18 protein-coding genes are annotated in these 20436 nt (G+C 57.6%); 9 read left to right on the top strand and 9 right to left on the bottom strand.

Annotation, left to right across the window (positions count from 1 at the left end):
* Window positions 1-60 precede the first annotated feature (60 nt).
* Window positions 61-1155 (bottom strand): alkene reductase, encoded by a 1095-nt coding sequence (locus C8K63_RS04040; protein ID WP_108216061.1) that lies wholly within the window; start codon window positions 1153-1155, stop codon window positions 61-63.
* A 220-nt stretch (window positions 1156-1375) separates the two neighbouring features.
* Between C8K63_RS04040 and C8K63_RS04035 the strand changes: the two genes are divergently transcribed.
* Entirely contained in the window at window positions 1376-1954 is a 579-nt protein-coding gene (locus C8K63_RS04035; RefSeq protein WP_108215510.1) for a TetR/AcrR family transcriptional regulator, read from the top strand.
* Between the two features lie 964 nt (window positions 1955-2918).
* Here the strand turns inward: C8K63_RS04035 and C8K63_RS04025 are convergent.
* The 3 genes from C8K63_RS04025 to C8K63_RS04015 are packed head-to-tail and all read right to left on the bottom strand — an operon-like array spanning window position 2919 to window position 5298.
* Window positions 2919-3815, bottom strand: a complete 897-nt coding sequence (locus tag C8K63_RS04025; protein WP_108215508.1) for an alpha/beta hydrolase — start codon at window positions 3813-3815, stop codon at window positions 2919-2921.
* A 13-nt stretch (window positions 3816-3828) separates the two neighbouring features.
* Window positions 3829-4830 (bottom strand): NADP-dependent oxidoreductase, encoded by a 1002-nt coding sequence (locus tag C8K63_RS04020; RefSeq protein ID WP_108215507.1) that lies wholly within the window; start codon window positions 4828-4830, stop codon window positions 3829-3831.
* Window positions 4831-4839: 9 nt separating this feature from the next.
* The gene (locus C8K63_RS04015) at window positions 4840-5298 is read right to left on the bottom strand and encodes a DUF2147 domain-containing protein (protein WP_108215506.1); all 459 of its coding nucleotides are present in this window, start codon (window positions 5296-5298) and stop codon (window positions 4840-4842) included.
* Window positions 5299-5382: 84 nt separating this feature from the next.
* On the opposite strand from C8K63_RS04015, the gene C8K63_RS04010 reads away from it, so the two are divergent.
* On the top strand, window positions 5383-6066 hold the full coding sequence (locus tag C8K63_RS04010; RefSeq protein WP_108215505.1) for a TetR/AcrR family transcriptional regulator: 684 nt from the start codon (window positions 5383-5385) through the stop codon (window positions 6064-6066).
* A gap of 42 nt (window positions 6067-6108) precedes the next feature.
* On the opposite strand, the gene C8K63_RS04005 is transcribed toward C8K63_RS04010, so the two are convergent.
* From C8K63_RS04005 to C8K63_RS03990, 4 genes are read right to left on the bottom strand one after another with little or no spacing between them, the layout of a single operon-like run.
* Window positions 6109-7707 carry a GMC oxidoreductase gene (locus C8K63_RS04005; protein ID WP_108215504.1) on the bottom strand — a complete coding sequence of 533 codons (1599 nt, stop codon included), beginning with the start codon at window positions 7705-7707 and terminating at the stop codon, window positions 6109-6111.
* A 60-nt stretch (window positions 7708-7767) separates the two neighbouring features.
* On the bottom strand, window positions 7768-9228 hold the full coding sequence (locus C8K63_RS04000) for a class I adenylate-forming enzyme family protein (RefSeq protein WP_108215503.1): 1461 nt from the start codon (window positions 9226-9228) through the stop codon (window positions 7768-7770).
* A 39-nt stretch (window positions 9229-9267) separates the two neighbouring features.
* Entirely contained in the window at window positions 9268-10194 is a 927-nt protein-coding gene (locus C8K63_RS03995; RefSeq protein WP_218279787.1) for an alpha/beta hydrolase, read from the bottom strand.
* Window positions 10191-11165, bottom strand: coding sequence for an enoyl-CoA hydratase/isomerase family protein (locus tag C8K63_RS03990; protein ID WP_256594892.1), 975 nt, complete (start codon window positions 11163-11165; stop codon window positions 10191-10193). The genes C8K63_RS03995 and C8K63_RS03990 overlap by 4 nt, the downstream gene beginning before the upstream one ends.
* Window positions 11166-11361: 196 nt before the next feature.
* Between C8K63_RS03990 and C8K63_RS03985 the strand changes: the two genes are divergently transcribed.
* The 7 genes from C8K63_RS03985 to C8K63_RS03955 all read left to right on the top strand — a co-directional run bounded on the left by C8K63_RS03985 (window position 11362) and on the right by C8K63_RS03955 (window position 19271).
* The gene (locus C8K63_RS03985) at window positions 11362-12210 is read left to right on the top strand and encodes an SDR family oxidoreductase (protein ID WP_108215501.1); all 849 of its coding nucleotides are present in this window, start codon (window positions 11362-11364) and stop codon (window positions 12208-12210) included.
* Between the two features lie 223 nt (window positions 12211-12433).
* Window positions 12434-13093: a winged helix-turn-helix transcriptional regulator gene (locus C8K63_RS03980; RefSeq protein WP_108215500.1), complete on the top strand. Its 660-nt coding sequence runs from the start codon at window positions 12434-12436 to the stop codon at window positions 13091-13093.
* 354 nt (window positions 13094-13447) lie between these two features.
* Window positions 13448-14818 carry an outer membrane protein transport protein gene (locus tag C8K63_RS03975; protein WP_108215499.1) on the top strand — a complete coding sequence of 457 codons (1371 nt, stop codon included), beginning with the start codon at window positions 13448-13450 and terminating at the stop codon, window positions 14816-14818.
* Window positions 14819-15017: 199 nt separating this feature from the next.
* Window positions 15018-16661: a GMC family oxidoreductase gene (locus tag C8K63_RS03970; RefSeq protein ID WP_108215498.1), complete on the top strand. Its 1644-nt coding sequence runs from the start codon at window positions 15018-15020 to the stop codon at window positions 16659-16661.
* Window positions 16662-16685: 24 nt separating this feature from the next.
* Entirely contained in the window at window positions 16686-17951 is a 1266-nt protein-coding gene (locus tag C8K63_RS03965; RefSeq protein WP_108215497.1) for an NADH:flavin oxidoreductase/NADH oxidase family protein, read from the top strand.
* A 53-nt stretch (window positions 17952-18004) separates the two neighbouring features.
* Window positions 18005-18850, top strand: a complete 846-nt coding sequence (locus tag C8K63_RS03960) for an alpha/beta fold hydrolase (protein ID WP_108215496.1) — start codon at window positions 18005-18007, stop codon at window positions 18848-18850.
* Window positions 18851-18872: 22 nt separating this feature from the next.
* Complete coding sequence (locus C8K63_RS03955; protein WP_108215495.1) at window positions 18873-19271, top strand: helicase; 399 nt, start codon at window positions 18873-18875, stop codon at window positions 19269-19271.
* Between the two features lie 112 nt (window positions 19272-19383).
* Here C8K63_RS03955 and C8K63_RS03950 read toward each other — a convergent pair whose 3' ends face one another.
* Window positions 19384-20316, bottom strand: coding sequence for an AraC family transcriptional regulator (locus tag C8K63_RS03950; RefSeq protein ID WP_108215494.1), 933 nt, complete (start codon window positions 20314-20316; stop codon window positions 19384-19386).
* Window positions 20317-20436 lie beyond the last annotated feature (120 nt).

The following is a 20436-nucleotide window of genomic DNA, read 5'->3' as shown; positions in this document are numbered from 1 at the left end:
TCTCTTGATCAGGTGAACCCATGTCGGGCATGCAACGTATAAATCGACACCGCGCCAGTGTTACAGGGCGCTGGCGTCAGCGAGGGCCGGATAGTCGATGTATCCCGCAGCACCACCGCCGAAAAGCGTGGTCGGATCGAAGGACGCCAACGGCGCTGCGGTTTTCAGACGTTCCACCAGATCGGGGTTGGCAATGAATGGGCGCCCGAACGCGAAGAGGTCTGCCTTGCCTTCGGTGAGCCGGGAGGTAGCGAGATCCAGGTCATAACCGTTGTTGGCGATGTAGGTGTTCCTGAATCGCCGGCGCAGGGAATCGAAGTCGAACGGTGCGACCTCGCGCGGCCCGCCGGTCGCACCCTCGACGACATGGAGATAGACGATGCCCAAGGCGTCGAGCTGATCGACGATGTAGTCGAACTGCCCCTGTGGATCGCTGCTCGAGACACCATTGGTGGGCGAAACCGGCGAGATACGAATGCCGGTGCGCTCGGCGCCAATCTCGGCCACCACTGCTGCCGTCACCTCCAGCAGCAGCCGCGCGCGATTTTCGATCGACCCGCCGTAGGCATCGGTGCGTACGTTGGCACCGTCCTTGACGAACTGGTCCAGCAGATAGCCATTGGCGCCATGGATCTCGACGCCATCGAAGCCTGCGGCAATAGCGTTTGCCGCGGCCTGGCGGAAGTCGTTGACGATCCCGGGCAGTTCGTCGAGCGCCAGCGCCCGAGGCTCGGAAACGTCGACAAAGCTGTTGTTGACGAACGTCTTGGTTGCGGCCCGGATGGCCGAGGGCGCCACCGGAGCGGCGCCGTTCTCCTGCAGATCAACATGCGAAACTCGTCCGACGTGCCACAACTGCAGGAAAATTTTCCCGTTCTTCCCATGGACGGCATCAGTGACCTCACGCCACGCGTCGATCTGCGCTTGCGAGTAGATGCCGGGCGTATCCTGGTAGCCCTGCCCTTGCTGCGAAATCTGTGTGGCCTCGGAAATCTGCAGGCCGGCCGACGCCCGCTGGCTGTAATACGTTGCAGCGAACTCGCTTGGAACGAAGCCCGCACCGGCGCGGTTGCGCGTCAGCGGCGCCAGGACCACCCGGTTGGAGAGCGTCAGGGAGCCGAGGGTGTAGGGCTCAAATAAAGTTTTTTCGGTCATGCCTTGTTTCTCCCACGTTGACTGATGGTCGTTGTTGCGAGTGTGCATCGCCATGCGATCGGCGCTTTCAGGTGGGCGGCGCTCATGGCCTGAGCCCTTGCAAAGTTGGCGAGCCGTTATGATGATGATCATAATCTTAATCGTCAATGACTTTGATGATGATTGACATCAATGTATATTGAGCGCCTGACAGTCAGCAGATTCAAAGAGGCATGTGGGTATGAGAGTCACCAAAGCGCAGGCACAGGCGAATCGGGCGCACATCGTCGAGACGGCCTCCGCCCTGTTTCGTGAACGCGGCTATGACGGTGTGGGGGTGGCGGAACTGATGGCCGCTGCCGGGTTCACCCATGGCGGGTTCTACAAGCACTTTCGCTCCAAAGCCGATTTGATGGCTGAAGCAGCGGCGAACGGGCTTTCGCAGAGCCTGGTCAATACCGCGGACCTGGACGTCACCGAGTTCGTCAATCTTTACGTGTCACGGGCTCACCGTGATGGCCGCAACGCTGGCTGCACGATGGCCGCCCTCTGCGGCGACGCTGCGCGTCAATCAGGGGAGATCAAGGCAACGTTTGCCGACGGGGTCGAAAGCATGCTGGCAGCCCTTGAGCCTGATGACTCGCCGGGCGACGTGGATCCGCACACAGTGCGAGCACGGATGATCGACATGCTTGCCCATGCGATCGGCGCAGTCGTGTTGTCGCGGGCTTGCCCGGATGATTCCCCACTGGCGGATGAGATTCTGGAGGTCTGCCGCGAAAAAATTCTCGCGACACTGTCACCGTCGCAGTCCACGTAGGTCGTTGCCTCAGCGGCAATCCAGAGAAAAGGCTGCGTGCCCATGGTGCATAGGTATCTACATATCTTGTGAGCTACAGAGATTCACTGCCGGGGCGTGGTGTTGGGAGTACATATCCATTTCTGCGGTAACGGCCGCTAGCGGTTTCGCTTTTACAGCGAGTCACTTGGAAAAGCCCCAAGTAACCAAGGGCTCTTGCCCCTTTCGTTCGGTGCCTCGCCCAGGCTCGGCATGCCCTCGCTCCGGTCCTGCTCCGGGGGCCCGCCGCGATCGGCCATCCATGGCCGTACGCGGCTAACCCGGCATCCATGCCGGGTTGCCCACTACGCAGAACCTCCACTCGGCCTCACGAGGGGGCGGTGCATCAAGATCAACAGCTGCAGGCGAGCTAACGCTCGGCCTGTTGAGTGGTGAAAGGCAGAGCGGATGGGCGCTGATTTTTTGTGGCTGGCTTGTCGGGTCGCCGCATCGCTGCGATGGTGGCCTGTCAGCCGACCAATTTTCCCCGGATGTACCCACTCCGACTGTGTGCGAGCCTGCTCGCGATGCTGTTGATCTGCCGTTGCTTTGGCTTTTGATTTTGATCTGTTGCCCCTTTCCCAGAGGCCGAACGCAGGTATTGCGCAGGGGGCACCGCGGCAGGGATGCCGCGGTAGCCGCCCCCGGCCATGGATGGCCGATGGCGGCGGGCCCCCGGAGCAATGCCGGAGTGAGGGTATGCCGAGCCTAAGCGAGGCACCGAATGGCGGGGCAAGAGCCCTTGGTTACTTGGGGCTTTTCCAAGTGACCCGCCGTCAGGGCGGAACCCTAAGCGGCCGTTACCGCAGAAATGGATATGTACACCATCAAACTCGGGAAGATGTGTAGATACCCATGGTGGGGAGCCATTCGCAGCCAGCGTCACTGAGCGTTATCCGCTATCAACAGGGCACGGCAGGCATCGACATCGATGCACGGAAGGTATTCAGCAAGACTGCAAGGGATGGCTTGCCAAAAATACGGCGACTCGTTCAACGACCTCGTCTGGCCGGGCATCAGCAAAAAAATGCCCGCCCACTATCGCAGAGGCCTCCATCACTGTGCAGCGACTCACCCAGGAGGCGGGTAAATCATAGTGCCTGGCCATCGCACCCGAGGCGCCATAGAGAATCAGCGCGGGCGCGGTGATACGTCGTCCGGAATCTGACAAATCGTCCTTTAGATCCACAGTGAGCGTGGCGCGATAGTCGTTGCAAAACCCGGCGATCGTCGCCGGATCGCGCCAGGCTTTCCGATACGCCGCCAGTTGGTCAGCATCGAAATCTTTCAGCCCTGCGGCGCCCCAGCCGAACAGGCAGCTTTCGAAAAAGAAATCGGGATCTGCCTCAATCATGCGCTCCGGGAAGGGTGCGGGCTGAGACAGGAAAAACCAGTGCCAGTAACTGCGGGCGACGTCCTTGCGCAGATCTGTCAGCATCACAGCCGTAGGGACGATGTCCATCAGCGTGACGCTCGCCACCTTGTCTGGATAATCCAGCGTCATCCGGTATGCAGTGCGCGCACCACGGTCGTGTCCGACAAGATGGAACCGTTCATGCCCGAGCACACACATCAGTTCGACCTGATCCGCAGCCATGGCGCGAAATCCGTAGTTCGACAGATCTGGTTGAGCCGGCGGCTTAGACGATGCGCCATACCCACGCAAATCAGCACAGACAACCCGATAGCCACGCGCGACCAGCCCAGGTGCGATACGCGCCCAGAGCGCCATGGTCTGCGGAAAACCGTGGAGCATCAGTATGGGTTCGCCTATGCCCGCTGCAACACAGGCAATTTCTACATCACCTACGGTAATTCGGTGCGTTTCGAAGTTTTCGAACATGGACGTCATCTCGTTACTTTACCTTGACGATGACCTTGCCTTTTGCCCGGCCGGTTTCAACATAAGCCAAGGCCTCCGGGGTCGATTCGAAAGGAAAAACCCGGTCCACCACCGGGCGTATGACCCGGGAATCGATGAGCGCGGTAATCTTGCGCAATTGCTCACCGCTGGCTCTCATATAAAGAAATGAATAGCTGACACCACGACGCCTGGCCTTTTTCCTGATCCCATAACTCAACAGACGCATGACCAGTTTCAGGAACCCGGACAATCCAGCGCTTTTCGCAAAGTCTACATCCGGCGGTCCAGAGATTGAGATGAGCTTTCCACCCGGCTTCAGGATGCGTAACGACTTCTCGAGAGTCTCTGTGCCGAGGCTGTTCAAGACCACATCGTAGTCGTGCAGGACCTTTTCGAAATCGTCTTTGCGGTAATCGATCACGATATCCGCACCGAGACGCTTCACCCATTCGACATTCGCCGTGCTGGTGGTCGTCGCGACGGTCGCCCCCAGGTGTTTGGCCAGCTGAATGGCCAGTGTTCCCACGCCACCGGAGCCCGCGTGGATAAGTACCTTTTGGCCTTTCTTCAAGTTCGCTTTTTCGACCAGTGCCTGCCACGCGGTCAAGCCAACCAGAGGGATCGAAGCTGCTTCCTCCATGGTGAGACCTTTCGGCTTGAGCGCCAGCGAACGTTGATCGATCGCAATGAATTCGGCGAACGCACCGATTCGATTGTCATCGGGCCGTGCATAGACCTCATCACCCGCCTTGAATTGCTGCACGCCTGAGCCGACCCGTACGACGACCCCAGCCAAATCATTACCCAGAACAAGCGGCATGCGATAAGGCAAAATCATTTTGAACTCACCGTCTCTGATTTTTAAATCCAGAGGGTTTACACCCGCCGCATGGATCTGGACTAAAACATCATCCTTGCCCAATTCAGGTTCTGGTATTTCGGTCGCCCGTAACGCAGCCTTTTTTCCGTAGCGATCGATAATGAATGCTTTCATCGTGCTTCCTTATTCCTGGCGTACCCAGGTCTGTGAGCGCCCTAATACCGGCACGCCAATGTAGCCGCGTACGCTGAGCTTTTTGCCGTTGTCGGTCAGGTGGACTTTACTGCTATAGACCTTGCCGTTATCCGGATCGAGGATGTGGCCACCGGTGTACTCTTCGCCATCCTTTCGCAAACCGGTCAGAATGGTCAGGCCTACAATCGGCACATTCTTGTTCACGCCTTCACATTTCTCGCACCTCGGATTCTGATTTTCTTTGAGAGTGGGAAACGCTTTTTCGATAATGCCCTTCAGCGTGCCATCGGATTCGGTGATGCGAATCAACGCCCTCGGCTTGCCACTGACATCGTCGATGTTTTGCCACAGGCCAACCGGCGAACTGTCGTCTGCCCACAGCGCCGATGACATGACTGCTGCTGCCAGGGTGAGTCCGAAGACACCTGCTTTATTCAAAGTGCGCATTGCCTGAATCCTCATGATCGAGCGGTTACAGATCAATAACGATGTTATTTGATAAACATAACGCCGTTATGGCAGTATTGCAACATGACCACTGATAACTCACTCCCTAATGCCCCCACCCGCCTCGTCGAGGCAACCATCCGTGTGCTCGCCTCCAGCGGCCCGTCCGAAGTCAAGGCCCGTTCGGTCGCGAGCGAAGCCGGCCTGTCGACCATGGGGGTTTACACACACTTCGGCGGAGTGCCGGAACTTCTACAAGCCGTCGCTGACGAGGGATTCAAGCGCTTGGCTGCAGTCTTCAAGCGTGTGCCCATCACGGAGGATCCCATAGCCGACTTATGCGCGATGCTCCTGGCTTGCCGAGACCTTGCACGAAGCAATCCCCATCTGTACGACTTGATGTTCGGTCTTTCGATTGACGGCAGATATAGCCCCTCACGAGGTACCATGACCTCGATTGCAAATGGGCAATCGGAAGCCTTCAAAGCGACATACGCGATTCTGATCAACGCTTGCGCTCGCCTGGTCGATGCCAAATGCGTTCGCAAAATCGATCCCGCTCTCATCGCGCCACAGCTGTGGAGTACCGCGCATGGATTCATCATGCTCGAACTCGCCGGCCACTTCTCAGGCGTGGAAAATCCTGCTGCGCAGATCCTGGTAGCGACGTGTAACAACATTGTCGTCGGCTTGGGAGCAAAGCGCGAAAAAGTCGAATCTTCCACTGCTGGCGTGATTGCCGGGCAGGCAACTGCGCCAGAGTCTTGAAAAAACCGCGCAACCATGCGGTCACGCGGTGCGAACAGTATTTCAGTTCAAGTACACAGGAGCCTGTGGAATCTGCGCCATGGCGTACTCGGCAAGTGCCGTGATGGTCAGCGCAGGATTAACCCCGGGATTTGCAGGCATCGCAGCGCCGTCACACACCAACATGTTGTGGTAACCGAAAACGTGAAGGTTCTGATCAATCACGCCGCGTTGGGCATCGGCGCCGATCACGGCGCCTCCCAGCACATGGGCTGTTGTCGGAATGTTGCCCAGCGCTTCCAGTACGTTGCTCTGGGCAATACCGCCGGTGTGCCTGGCCAGCCACTGAGCGGCCTGATTACCCATCTCGATGTACGTCGGATTTGGCTTTTTGCGGTTCTGCTCAGTGACGAGGCGATAGCCACGGCCCAGCCAACGCTTCCTGGGACGCAGTGCAATCGCATTGTCCAATGTCTGCATCACCAGCAGCATCACCATGTGTCGGCTCCAGCCCCTTGGCCACATTGACTTGAGCCATCGCACCGGGTGCAACACGATATTCCCCAGCCATTTCAACGGCCGCGTCACGCGGTTACCCTTACCGACCAACAGCGTGCAAAGCAAGCTCAGGAAGTCCGCGTTGCGACCATAGGTGAGAAACTCGATGTGGGTATCCTGATCGACGTGCACACTGCTGCTGGCGGTGACATCGTTCCAGGTTTTGCGGTCCTCGGGCAGGCGCACATTCAGAATCGATTCGCTGTTGGTGCGCACCAGTTCACCAAGGCGATCGCTGACCCGGGGCAACGAACCGCCGTGCTTGCAGTTGGCCAATAATTCGTTGGTACCGAGAGCCCCGCCAGCGAAGATCACTCCACGAGCGGTATACGTCTGACGATCACGGAAGAACCAGGCACCGGGACGCTGGGCGGTCACACGATAGCCTTCACTGCCGTCGGCGGCCCCGAGCGGGCTCACATCAACGACCTCGCGCTCTGCCAATATCTGCACGCCGCGTTTCTCTGCGAACCACAGGTAGTTTTTCACCAGCGAGTTCACGGCACCGACGCGGCATCCCACCATACAGGCGCCGCAACGTATACACCCGGTACGGTCAGGCCCTTCCCCACCGAAATAGGGGTCCTTGACGGTTTTTCCCGGTTCGCCAAAGAACACTCCGGTGGGTGCTCGAGTGAATGTGTCTTCGGTTGCGAAGTGTTGCGCCATCTCCCGGGCCAGTTGCTGGTTCGTCGAGTCGAATGGCACCGTCTTTACCCCAAGCATGCGCTCGGCCGTATCGTAGTGAGGCTGCAATAGCCTGTCCCAGTGACCGAGCTCGCGCCACTGCACGTTGTCGAAGAACGCTGGCTTGGCGCGGTACAACACACCGCCATACACGGTGCTGCCGCCACCGACACCCGACTGGCTGGGAAAAAAGACATGACGAAACAGCGACATGCGCATGATGCCTTTCAAACCCAATGCGGGTGCCCACAGATACTTGTTGAACTGCCAGGCCGACTTGGGAAGGTCTTCGTCGCGATAGCGACGGCCGCGCTCGAGCACCCCGACGCGATAGCCTTTCTCCACGAGGCGCAGCGCCGAGACACTGCCGCCAAATCCCGATCCGATCACCAGCCAGTCGAAGTCTGCGTTTTTCATGATGTGTCCCCTTCTACGTGCCGGTTGCTTTTCGCCTAAAGTCCATCAGGTAACTACCTGTCAATCGACACATTCGGTCCACATCTTGCGCAGCTTCAGCTTGTCGACCTTGCCCACGGCATTCTTTGGCAGGCTATCGATGATGTTGATCGTGGAAGGTCTTTTATAACGCGTCAGCCGGTCAGTGCAGTGCTCATTCAAGCCCTCCTGGGTACCGGCGATTCCCGTACGAAACGCGACGTAGGCAACCACTATTTCGCCGAAGGTCTCGTGAGGGACACCAATCACTGCGGCTTCAAGCACCCCCGGAAATTCGCACAACACATCCTCGATCTCCTTCGGATAGATGTTCTCGCCGCCGCGAATGATCATCTCTTTAAGGCGCCCGACAATGGCCAGATAACCGTCTTCGTCGATCCTGCCAATGTCGCCGGTGTGCAACCAGCCATCGACGATGGTCTTCGCCGTTTCCTCGGGCTTGCCAAGGTAACCGCGCATGACGTTAGGGCCTTGAACCAGCACCTCGCCAGTGGCGCCCTGCGGCAAATGCACACCGCTCGGGTCGGCGATTGCAATGCGTTGCCCGATGAAGGGCCGCCCGACCGTACCGACCTTGCGCAGGCCGTCGAAGGGGTTGATGGTCGAAGCGCACGTGCCTTCGGACAGACCATATCCCTCAAGCAGCGGAAAACCGAAGCGAGCTTCAAATTTTTCCAGTAGTTGCGCCGATGCAGGCGCCGCGCCGCAGATGCCATACCGAAGACTGGAGGTATAAGGTTTTACCTCGCGAGGTAACGCGCTGAGCATTGCGTAGATGGTTGGCACTGCAGAGAAGTAGGTGGGTCGAAGCCACTCGACATCCTCAAAAAACGTGTCGACATTGAAACGCTTGCGAATCGAAACCCGACCACCGCTTGATAGCGGGATAAGGGTACTCACCACAATGCCGTTTACGTGAAAGAGTGGCAGTATCAATAAGCAATGGTCTGCTGCTGTAACCTTGAGCGAATGTCGGCCCATTTGTGACATGGCTTCGATATTGGCGTGATCGAGCATCACGCCCTTCGGCAGGCCGGTAGTGCCACTGGTGTAGATCAACAGAGCGAGTGCGGCAAGCTCTGCAATCGGCATACCGGTATAGGGTGCCCCTGCTTCCAGATCGGCCACTGGCAGGGATTGCACACTTGGGATCACAGTTTCGCCACTGATATTGACGAGCAGCTTCGCCCCCGAATCAACCAATTGATGAGCAGCTTCCTTATTGGTGAGCCCCGGATTCATAGGCGTGACCGCAGCCCCCAGACGCCAGGCGGCGAACATCGCCACCACAAACTCCACCTGGTTGGGCAACATGATTGCAACGACGTCCCCAACGCCCACTCCCCTGTCCGCGAATACTCCCGCTGCCGCGAGGACTCTGGAATGGAACTGCCGGTTAGTCAGGTTGCTGCTGTCGTCAGCGATGCACAGAGCATCAGGCTCTGTCGCCGCGCGCACATCTGAAAGTCTGGAAAAACACATTATTGTTGTTCTCTCTGAAAAGTGACGAAAACGCTTGAATCAGTTGGCTGAAGAGCCGAGTAGATGCTTCGTCAGAAATTGGGTCTGATCCGTCACCAGCTCTTCGAACGCGTCGCCCATGTAGAACTCGAAATGCCCCGCCGCGTAGAGTCTGGTTTCTCCATGCGGCGCCTTGCGCACCAAGGCGATCGTCTGTTCCGGTGGCGTGACGGTGTCAGTGGTGCTGACGCAAAACAGGATGGGGAGCTTCACCTTGGAGGCCGAGCGTCCGGGCCGATAAACCATGATTTCCGGGAGCACCCGTGCGGCGACGTGATTGACGAACACCATGCCCTTCGGCACCAAGGCCAGATAACCCGGCAGCGCGTCATGCGCATTCATCAAGGCTGGCTGACCGGGAGCGGCAGCGATTGGCACCATCACGGGCGGGCGACCCAGTAGCCTGGCTGCAAAATCACGCAGGAGCACCGGCATTACCTGCAGCGATCCCTTCACACCCAGTGCGGCAGTTGAAGCCAGGCCATCGGTGAAAGGGCACTGACTGATGGCGGCCAGTAACTCGGGATGCCGGCTGGCCACGGTAATCGCATGCCCTCCCCCAAACGAGCTTCCCCATACGGCAGCCCGGCGCCCATCGACCTCCGCGCAGCCTTTGACGAAGTCCAGCGCGGCATCCCAGTCAGCCAGTTGCCGTTTCACAGACATCAACTGCCTGGGCCGACCACCGCTGTCTCCGAAATAACGGTAGGTGAAGGCCAATGTAGCGATTCCCGCAGCGGCGAATCGTTCGCAAAAGGCATCGAGGCGCATCTCGCGAACCGCACCCAGTCCGTGTCCGAGCACTACGATCGGCGGTTTCTCCACGCCAACCGGCAGGTAGAGCCAGGCCGAACAGTAGGTTTCACCCGAGTCAAATTGAACGTCCTGGCGAGTGAACTGATAGGTAAGCGGTGACATTTGATTCATTTCCTCCCTCCCCCGTTTTGCAGGGGCAAAGAGCCTTGCTCAAGGGTTTGCTCGAAAATGGCCGGGTTGTAGAACGGCGCGTTGCCGTCCCGATCGGTGCGCTCAAGGTATTCGACCATCAGCGATTGCGCCGTCTCGGTCGGCGAGATCCTGATGAATTCGGTACGCTCCCTATGCAGCCCCTCGTCGAGGGTGGCTGACCCGCCGAAGTACACGGCTCGCTTGACGGCCTCAATCGCCCCTTTGGGTCGGGAACCCAGATACCCGGCCAGCTCGATGGCGCGATCAAGCAGCGCATCCGGAGCAACCACTTCGTCGATGTAGCCTATTTCGAGCGCCTTCTGTGGCGCCACCGGCCGACCTTCAAGCATCAGCATCAGCGCGCGATGGGCGCCGACCAGACGTGGCAATCGCTGAGTGCCTCCGCCACCAGGAAGGATTCCAAGAAGCACCTCGGGCTGCCCGATGAAGAAATCGCCATCCGCCATCAGGCGCACGTCACACGCTAGCGCGAGCTCGCTGCCCAGTCCCAGCGCAGATCCATTCAGCGCGGCGACGAAAATGACGCCACTGCGGTTCATCCGTAAAAAAGTGTCGTGCAGCTTGTCCAGTTGCATCCCGCCATCCAGCGGTGTCAGGGACGCCGCTGCCGCCAATGGCGCAATACCGCGAACGGCCTTGGCGGTTCGAGCGATCGCCGAGGCCATACCGCGCCCGACCGACGGGATACTCTTTCCACCTTCCTGCAGCCAACGAACGTCTGCATGACCGATGAAACGCTCAGGATGAGTTCCGGTGAGCACAACTGCTTTTACCGCGGTATCGGACTCCAGCTTGTCCAGTAGCGCCGCAAGCTCATTGGCCATGTCCAACCCCATCAGCCCGTGTGGACCTCCATCCAGCCGCGCAATCAACACAGAGCCACGGGACTCCATATCAAGGTACTCGGGCGGTGCATGCATCTTCGTCATCTCTTGGATCCTCCGGTGACAAACGTAGAGAGCAAGCGCTCCCATCAGTATTTCCACCTCCTGACCAGTCATCGGATCAGTCGGAGAGCTGGATAACACTGTTATTGCAAAACATAACACCGTTATATTACTCTCGCAATATGCACTGACCTGCACACAAAACCTGAATGCTCAGCTCCTGAAGGGAACCTCTGAAATGAAACCGCACATCACTGTGGTACAGAGCAATCAAACAGCCAGAAACCCGACTCAATCCCTTCTTCCTGAATGGAGACCAGCGATCTTCGTCACAGGCGCGGCTTCGGGAATCGGTCGCGCCTGCGCTGAGTTGTTTGCGCGGCGCGGTTGGTTCGTGGGGCTATACGATATCGATTCAGAGGGTGTCGCCGCGGTTGCCGCGACCCTGGGAGAGGGCAATGCCGTCTGCGGAGCGCTCGACGTGAGCGATCCCGAAGCATGGAAGCGAGCGCTTGTGGATTTCTGGGCACACAGCGGCCAGCGGCTTGACGTGTTGCTCAATAACGCCGGGATTCTCGCTGCCGGGCAATTTGAAGCCGTACCCTTGACCAGACACCAGGCAATGCTTGACGTGAACGTTCAGGGAATGATCACCGGCTGTCACAGCGCTTTCCGGTACCTGCGAGGCACGCCCTGCTCTCATGTCATCAATATGGCCTCCGCCACCGCCATCTACGGCCAGCCCGAACTTGCAACCTACTCGGCGAGCAAGTTCGCCGTGCGCGGATTCACCGAAGGGCTCGACCTCGAATGGGGAAAGTTCGGTATTCGCGTGAGCGATATCTGGCCGAGCTTCGTAAAGACCGCAATGGCTGATGACTACGGTCGTATCCCCAGCGCCAGATCGCTGGGTATCCGGCTCACCTCGCACGACGTCGCATCGACCGTGTGGGCTTGCGCGACGTCGAAACGACGAATCCACAAGACCCACTGGACAGTCGGCATGCAAGCCGGATTCCTGTCGTTCGCTACACGTCTCGCGCCTGCGGCTCTCACCCGCTGGGTCGTCCAGCGCATTGCGCGATAACGGACAGGTTTATAGTGTAGCTATACGTTTTATATAGCGTAATGACTAAGCGGACGGTATAGTGAAATCAATAAGAATGACTCAACCTGTTCAGTGAGCGATACATGAAAGCGACCGTGAGATCAGCCGTCCAAGGGACTGGAACAACGCCCAATGCCTTCGACTTGAGGCAGCAGTGGCTTTTCACTGTATTTCAACTGAGCGGAATTTTGTACAATGCGCCATGACAAACAAAACCTACGGTCAACTCTGCCCCTTAGCCCGGTCGCTCGACGTACTCGGAGATCGCTGGACGCTGCTCTTGATTCGCGAACTCCTGTTAGGTCCGAAGCGTTTCAAGGATCTGCTCGCGATCCTGCCTGCAATGGGTACAAACCGACTGTCCGAACGCCTGGCCATGCTGGTGCAGAACGGCGTCATTCAACAAGTCACCGTGCACACACCTTCCGCCACGCCAGCTTACGAGCTGACGGACTTGGGCGAGCAACTACGCAAGCCGGTGATCGCGCTGGGATTCTGGGGACTGAGCCTGCCGATCGACGAGCGCATCGATCCGTCCAGTGCTCGTGCGGAGCTCATAGCCCTGTGCCTGACAGGCTCGAACGATTCGGCAGCGAGCGCCGGTTTGCAGGAGTTGTACGAGTTCCAGGTGGGGGCGGAAGTCTTCCATATTCGAGTCAACGACGGGAACCTGTTGGCACGCTCCGGGCCGAGCGAAGAGCCCATCGACGTCAAAATACAATGCGACATGGAAACCTTCATTGCGTTAGTCCTGCGCCAGATCACCCCAACTCGCGCACTTCGCGAAGGTCATGCAAAGCTGTTGCAAGGGGATCGACCCGCCTTCACACGCGTGTGCAAAGTACTCGAATACAAGCCCTAGGACTGCAGGTCCCCTCCCTTTCCCCTTCTCTCGCGTCATGCGAGTCGAGGGGGACAGCCGCCATTACCTCTTACCTGCGCGCTGCCCGCACCCTTGTAACCGCACGCGGCTCAGTCTGGCCCCAACTTGCAACCCCCAAATATATAAATACGGCGATCGCCTGAGCACGTGATATTCCAGAGAGGGCTCTGCAACTAAAAAACAACTACATATCTGCAAGACCCAATTAACACTCTCCTACTCCAGCCCAGCCGGGACTGTTGATGTATACGGCCGCCCACGTTTTCTATTCATCCCGACAACAACAACAACAACAACAACAACAACAACAACAACAACAACAGGTACCGCCAGATGAACCATGAATATCTTTCTGCGCTTCGCCCTTCCCAGAAATCAGTACTGCGTTTGAAACGTCATCTTGAGACAGGGTCCACCCCGATACTCAAGTCAAGCAAAGCGTTGTTCATATTCACTCTGTCATTGGCTCTCTGTGGGCAGGCAACTTTATCTTTAGCCAATGGTTTATCCATTAACGAGCAAAGTGTCAGCAGCGCCGGAACTGCTTATGCCGGGCGCTCGTCCGCGGCCCTGGATGCGAGTACTGTCTATGGAAATCCGGCCGGCCTGAGCAAGATAAAGCGCAGGGAAGTGAGCGCAGGGTTCGCCTTGTTCAAGGTCAATAGCGATATTAAAAACGCTCATGGCGATGCGCCAGGCACCAACAAAGGAGATTCCGTACCCCTGACGACAATCCCTTTTGGCTATTTATCCATACCGATTGACGAACGCTTCACTTTCGGCTTGGGCATGTACGCGCTCTATGGTCTTGTGAACGATTACGAAAGTTCGTTCCAGGGACGCTACCATGGCTCCTATAGCAAGGTTCAAGTTAAAACCCTGGACTCCGCCGTTGCTTATCGCATCAATGATCATGTCTCTGTCGGAGGCGGGCTGACATTGAACCGTATCGAAAACAATATGCAAACCTATTTGGCCACAGGGCAGCTCAATGGGGGCACCGATACGAAGATCACTATCAAGGGTAACGATAACGCCGTTGGCTATAATTTCGGCCTGATGGTCGACCTGAACGACTCCACCACGTGGGGCGTCACCTATCATTCAAAACTTGATTTTCATGTCAACGGCCATACGCAGGTGAGCAACTCGCCAAGTGCTTTCGGTCTCGATGGCAAATACAGCAATAAAATAGACATCACGTTGCCAGAGTCGCTGGACACATCGTTTACCCATCACTTTGACGACCGCTGGACTGGCTACCTGGGCGCAACCTGGACCCGATGGAGCCGCGTTCAGAGGATCGAAGCGGTCAATAGTGGTGTACCGCCGCTGGGCCAGCAACTGGGTTTCAGCAGCTTCGCAGATGACTTTAAATTACATGACACCTGGTCGATGGCCGTTGGGGCCTCTTACCAGCTTTCCCCGCAATGGCTGTTGCGCAGCGGCTTCGCCTACGATCCATCACCTGCCCGCAATGCCGATCGAAACGTCCGACTCCCCGTGGGCGACCGAAAAGCCGTGACGCTGGGTATAGGTTTCTCTCCCGACACCGACCTGACCATCGATTTGGCTTACGGCTATCTATGGGAATCGACCACCTCCGTCAGCCAGGCAAATACAACCGGCGTACAGCCCGGCTACAACGCAAAATACGACAACAGCGCGCACATTATAGGTACGCAGATAACCTACCGTTTCTGACTTGACCCTTCCTGCGACTACGTCTACAGATCAATAATACTATACTGTTCGTATAGCGATATAAATATACGAATGGTATAGTCATTCTGACAGGAGTCGCTCCTGCCACCAGTGTCAGCAGCACCATTACAAAAACAAGGAGACACCGCATGACCCGTGCTTTCACGCCTGATCGCAGTGCTTGCCTGAGCAGCACGCAATGAATCCATCTTTCGATTTCGACTACGTCGTGATTGGCTCCGGATTCGGTGGCAGCGTGTCCGCCTTCCGGCTGACAGAAAAGGGCTACCGCGTTGGCGTAATGGAGATGGGCCGACGCTGGACGGCCGAGGACTTTCCAGAATCCAACTGGGACGCGCGGCGCTGGATGTGGCGACCTGGGCTTAAGATGTTCGGCTTCTACAACATGCGCCTGTTCCGTCACGTGATGATCGTCAGCGGCAACGCTGTCGGTGGCGGATCCATCACCTATGCCAATGCCTTGCTGACACCGCGCGATAACGTATGGAATGAGGGTTCCTGGGCCGGCCTGGCGGACTGGAAACGGATCATGCCGCAGTACTACGCCACGGCGGAAAAGATGCTGGGCGTGACAGAGAGCAAGATCATGGGCGAGGCTGATCTGCGCCTCAGGAAAATGGCGGATTTGCAAGGTGTGGGCCACACGTTTCACCTTCCACGCGTTGGTACCTTCTTTGCTCCCGATGGTGAAGAAGGCGGTCAGACCTACCCGGATCCCTACTTCAATGGTGAAGGCCCGGCGCGCGGAACCTGTACCGGGTGCGGTGGCTGCATGATGGGTTGCAAGCACAACGCCAAGAACACACTCGACAAGAATTACCTTTATCTCGCAGAAAAGCGTGGCGCCCAGGTTTTTGCCGAGACCAAGGTGGTGGACGTGCGACCGCTCAACGGCAAAGAAGACGGCAGTGATGGCTATGAAGTCTTCACTGAATGCTCGACCGCCTGGTTCGCCAAACAGCGCCGCAGTTTTCGCTGCCGCGGCGTGATCTTCGCCGCCTCGTCGTTGGGCACCATGGAATTGTTGTTCCGGCTCAAGCAAAACGGGTCATTGCCGCGCATCAGCGACGACCTCGGAAAACGTGTGCGCACCAATGCCGAATCCCTTATCGGCATACGCTTTCCGGCAGCGGACAAGAGCATGTCGCCGGGACTGGCGGGGGGCGGCAGCATCTATCTCGATGAGCACACCCATATCGGAGTCGTGCGCTATCCGGAAGGCTCGGATGCGATAGGCCTGATGATGACCTTGCTATGCGGCGGGCGCCCGGGGTGGACGCGAATATTGACCTGGCTATGGACGCTGCTCAAACATCCACTGCAAGCATTGCTCGTGCACAACCCCGCAGGTTTCGCCCGTCAGACCATGTTACTGCTGGTGATGCAGACAGCGGACGCGTCTCTCGACATGCGGCTCAGGCGTCGCTGGTTTTGGCCGTTCGCGAAACGGCTCGCCAGCGAAGGCGGCCCCATCCCCACCTTCATTCCAGAGGCGAATGCCTTTGCTGAAAAGGGCGCAAAGGCACTCGGTGGCATACCTACCACCTTTCTGTCCGAGATCTTATTCAACATCCCGACCACGGCCCACTGCATGGGCGGCTGTGCGATGGCGGACTCGCCGGAGCGCGGCGTGATGGACGTACAGAACCGGGTCTTCGGTTATCAGAACCTGCTGGTTTGCGACGGCTCGATGCTCAGCGCCAATCTCGGGGTCAATCCAAGCCTGACGATTACCGCGCTGACCGAGCATGCCATGTCGTACATCCCAGTGAAAAACAAGCGGGTATCGAACGCCATTCCGCTGCACACCCTTCAATCTTGAATCAGCCCTTATAGAGAACTCACCATGACCGCCGCCTCGCCTGAAGAAAATCTGCTGAACCAGCCTTTGCATCTCCCGAACGGCAGCGCTTTTCGCAATCGCCTCGCCAAGGCGTCCATGAGCGAAACGCTGGGCACCTACAACAATCACCCGACATTGAAACTGGTCGAGTTGTACCGGCGTTGGTCCGCCTCGGGCATTGGTTTGCTCATCACCGGAAATGTGATGATCGACCGCCGTGCACTCGGTGAACCAGGCAACGTGGTGATCGAGGATGAAGCGGACCTGCCTGTGCTACGCCAGTGGGCTCGTGCGGCAACCGGGCAGGGAGCGGCGATCTGGGTGCAGCTCAATCACCCCGGAAAGCAGTCGACCAAAGGCTTGAATGCCAGCAACCTCGCGCCATCGGCCGTGCCCTTTCGCGAAGACATGGCCGCGCTCTTCGAGACTCCACGCGAAGCCACCACGGCCGAGATCGAAGACATCATCCTGCGCTTTGGACGCAGCGCGGCCATCTGTAAGGAGGCCGGCTTCAGCGGCGTGCAAATCCATGGCGCGCACGGCTATCTGATCAACCAGTTCCTCTCGCCACACCACAATCGGCGTACGGATGAATGGGGTGGCAGCCCGGAAAAACGTCGACGTTTCGTGTTGGCTGTTTACGCCGAGATTCGCCGCCAGGTCGGCGCCGAATTTCCCGTCGGCATCAAGCTCAACTCCGCAGATTTCCAGCGCGGAGGCTTCACCGAAGAGGAATCGATGGCGACGATTCATGCACTTGCCGAAGCAGGCATCGACCTGATTGAGATTTCGGGGGGCACCTATGAGGCACCAGCCATGAGCGGTGGGCTCCAGGAGACGAAGAAAGCATCCACCGTAGCGCGTGAGGCTTACTTTCTTGAGTTTGCTGAAAAGGTGCGCGCCTCGATCAAGGTGCCTTTGATGGTCACTGGCGGTTTTCGCAGTGCCGCCGCCATGAACGCTGCGCTGCGTTCTGGAGCGCTCGATGTCATTGGCCTCGCGCGGCTATTGGCCATTGATCCCGAGGCACCGGCGGCCCTGCTGCAAGGGCAGGACAGTTCGCAACGCGTACGGCCGATCACCACAGGCATCAAGCAAATCGATCAGATGGGCGTCATGGAAATCTTCTGGTACACGCTGCAGCTCAAACGAATCGCCAATGGCGGTGATCCGCGTCCCAACGAAAGTGGGCTGTGGGCATTTTCGAAATCAGTGATGAAAAGCGGCTGGGGCACGTTCCGTACGCGGCGCATGCGGGCGCGGGCCTAAGCCCGAGGCTCGCTCGCACAGATCGCCACAACCACCACCTGGAAGACTTCAATATGACCGACACCCATTTCACCACCCCTACCCGCTTCGTGGAAGTTGATGGTGATCAATTTGCCTATCGCCGCTGGGGCAACAATACGACAGGCCAGCCTCCCCTGTTCTTTCTTCAACATTTTCGCGGCGGTATGGATCATTGGGATCCACTCATCACGGATGGCCTGGCTGCGGGGCGCGAGGTCATCCTCTACAACGGTCGCGGGATTGCCTCATCATCCGGAAAACCGCGCACCCGGATCGAACAGATGGCCGACGATGCGGCTGCGGTGATCCGCGCGCTGGGCCTGTCCAAGGTCGATGTTCTAGGTTTCTCACTCGGTGGTTTTCAAGCCCAGGACCTGACTCGACGCCATCCCGACCTCGTGCGCAAGCTCATGCTGCTCGGCACCGGACCTCGTGGCGGTAATCCGGATTCAGACCCTGGAGTGCTGGAAGCTGCACCGCGCCCCGTTCCGACCCTGGAAGACTTTCTGTTTCTGTTCTTCGGTCGATCCGCGGCGGCGCAGCAGGCCGGACGTGATTTCTGGGAGCGCCGTCATCAGCGTGTCGACCAGGACCCACCCAGCTCTCCTGAAGTGATACAGGCCCAGATCGAAGCGAATATGCACTATTTGCCAAAGCTGGACCCGAACGATCCTTTCAAACATCTGCGCGAGATCAAACAGCCGACGTTCATTCTGAACGGCATGAATGACGTTATGGTTCCAACGGTCAACTCCTGGTACATGGCTCAGAACATCCCGAACGCCCAGCTATTCCTGTATCCAGATGCAGGTCACGGCGCTCAGTTCCAATGCCCTGAGCGTTTTCTGAAACATGCTATTCAGTTCCTCAACGAGTAATAACTTACGGAGCAAGCTCACCATGCTGAAGTTTAAATTTTTGTTATGGGCTTTGACCAAGCTGTTACAGCGAGCGATCAAAAAAAGCCCTGGCTGCGCAAAGTACGCTAGAGGCAAGGAGCTGGTCTTTCAAATTCGAACGGAGGGTGGAGTGGGTCGCTACTTCACCATCACAAACGGCAAGATAAATTCCTCCGCCGGCTTGACTGAAAAGCCAGCATTCACCCTGACGTTTAAAGATGCAGAAAAGGGTTTCGCCATCTTGTCTGCAAAAAACAGTAAAGATGCATTCCTGACAGGCTTGCGTACAGAAGACCTGAGCATCAGTGGTAATTTCGTGGAGGTGATGTGGTTCCAGGGATTGACTGAATACTTACAGCCCCCAAAAGAAATATCACACCTCAATCTTTCAACGCGCTAGGACTTTGACCTGGCGGATGGACATTCTCTGGCAGCCGTTGGCACGCGCCGGCAAGTCCGGTTTCGGCCAGATCGACCTCGGTATCTACCGCCACATCACCCACAGCTGTCGATCACGTGCTGGACGGTGATTGCGGAGTATCGGGGTTGAGTTGCTGACGTCTGAATTGCCCGGGTGGCTGGCCATGTATCTGGCGAAAGCGTCGGGAGAAATAAGCCTCGTCAGCAAAACCGCACAACCTCGCCACCTCCCCCACCGGTCGTGTCCCATTGAGCAGATAATTGCGTGCCGCGTGCATCCGGCGTTCGAGCACCAGCTCAGTGAAAGTCTTGCCGATTTCCTTGCGCAACCAGTGCGTCAGGTAAGTTGGTGACAGGTAAGTCGCAGCAGCCACCTTGATCAGATTGAGATCAGGGTCGGCAATATTCTTGCGCAAGTATTCGGACATCCTGCTCAGCGCGTTGCGCCGGCTGACTTCGGCGGCATTCTCTTCGGCCAATCGTTTGAGCGGCTCGGCATACAAGGCACAAACGCTCCCCAGCAGTTGCAGCAACAACCCCTTGAGCATCTCGCGGGTGCCAAACTGACGGTTCTCATCGAGCACGCGCATCTGCTCGATCAAGCCACAGACTTTGCTGAAATCCTCATCGGCCAGGATGAAATCCAGATGCTCCTGAAAGCGGAACGGCGACAACTCCGGCGCCAGCAGAATCGAGACTTCCTCCAGGTCCATCGGGTCGCACTGCAAATGCGGCAGCAGGAAGGTCTGGGAAAAATTGATCACCATGAAGTTGCTGTCTGCCGGATGCGGAATCACGTGCACGCGATGCGGCAGGATGAAGGCCAGCGTATTGCGCGGAAACGGACGTTCGACGTTGCCGATGTGCTGCATGGTATCGCCACCGAGGTTGACCTGGATCTGGAAATACTCGTGGCGATGCGGGCTGGTTTCGGCGCGCCGTCCCTTTTTGTCGCGGATGTAGAAGTCCGTCAATTCGCTGCGTTGCTGCATGACGTAAGTGGGTACTCGACTCGGTGACGACATCGCCTGAGGATCCTCGACAGGTACATGGACAGGTTGTCGTCGCGCCGCGATGCCGGCGGCGACCGCGGTGATTGTGATGGCAGACACCGCTGGGTTCAACACGTCATAGGATGACAATGA

The organism is Pseudomonas sp. GV085 (assembly GCF_003050925.1).
Lineage (GTDB): Bacteria > Pseudomonadota > Gammaproteobacteria > Pseudomonadales > Pseudomonadaceae > Aquipseudomonas.
Note: the sequence above shows the minus strand (reverse complement) of the source record. Positions and strands in the feature narration are given on the sequence as shown.

Bases quoted from the DNA above. Each gene is read 5' to 3' on its own strand.
- C8K63_RS04015 (WP_108215506.1), bottom strand. From the start codon at position 5,298: ATGCGCACTTTGAATAAAGCAGGTGTCTTCGGACTCACCCTGGCAGCA.
- C8K63_RS03960 (WP_108215496.1), top strand. From the start codon at position 18,005: ATGACCGACACCCATTTCACCACCCCTACCCGCTTCGTGGAAGTTGAT.
- C8K63_RS04035 (WP_108215510.1), top strand. From the start codon at position 1,376: ATGAGAGTCACCAAAGCGCAGGCACAGGCGAATCGGGCGCACATCGTC.
- C8K63_RS04005 (WP_108215504.1), bottom strand. From the start codon at position 7,707: ATGAAAAACGCAGACTTCGACTGGCTGGTGATCGGATCGGGATTTGGC.
- C8K63_RS03955 (WP_108215495.1), top strand. From the start codon at position 18,873: ATGCTGAAGTTTAAATTTTTGTTATGGGCTTTGACCAAGCTGTTACAG.
- C8K63_RS03970 (WP_108215498.1), top strand. From the start codon at position 15,018: ATGAATCCATCTTTCGATTTCGACTACGTCGTGATTGGCTCCGGATTC.
- C8K63_RS03975 (WP_108215499.1), top strand. From the start codon at position 13,448: ATGAACCATGAATATCTTTCTGCGCTTCGCCCTTCCCAGAAATCAGTA.
- C8K63_RS03995 (WP_218279787.1), bottom strand. From the start codon at position 10,194: ATGAATCAAATGTCACCGCTTACCTATCAGTTCACTCGCCAGGACGTT.
- C8K63_RS04020 (WP_108215507.1), bottom strand. From the start codon at position 4,830: ATGAAAGCATTCATTATCGATCGCTACGGAAAAAAGGCTGCGTTACGG.
- C8K63_RS03980 (WP_108215500.1), top strand. From the start codon at position 12,434: ATGACAAACAAAACCTACGGTCAACTCTGCCCCTTAGCCCGGTCGCTC.
- C8K63_RS03990 (WP_256594892.1), bottom strand. From the start codon at position 11,165: ATGACGAAGATGCATGCACCGCCCGAGTACCTTGATATGGAGTCCCGT.
- C8K63_RS04000 (WP_108215503.1), bottom strand. From the start codon at position 9,228: ATGTGTTTTTCCAGACTTTCAGATGTGCGCGCGGCGACAGAGCCTGAT.
- C8K63_RS03985 (WP_108215501.1), top strand. From the start codon at position 11,362: ATGAAACCGCACATCACTGTGGTACAGAGCAATCAAACAGCCAGAAAC.
- C8K63_RS03950 (WP_108215494.1), bottom strand. From the start codon at position 20,316: ATGTCGTCACCGAGTCGAGTACCCACTTACGTCATGCAGCAACGCAGC.
- C8K63_RS04025 (WP_108215508.1), bottom strand. From the start codon at position 3,815: ATGTTCGAAAACTTCGAAACGCACCGAATTACCGTAGGTGATGTAGAA.
- C8K63_RS03965 (WP_108215497.1), top strand. From the start codon at position 16,686: ATGACCGCCGCCTCGCCTGAAGAAAATCTGCTGAACCAGCCTTTGCAT.
- C8K63_RS04040 (WP_108216061.1), bottom strand. From the start codon at position 1,155: ATGACCGAAAAAACTTTATTTGAGCCCTACACCCTCGGCTCCCTGACG.
- C8K63_RS04010 (WP_108215505.1), top strand. From the start codon at position 5,383: ATGACCACTGATAACTCACTCCCTAATGCCCCCACCCGCCTCGTCGAG.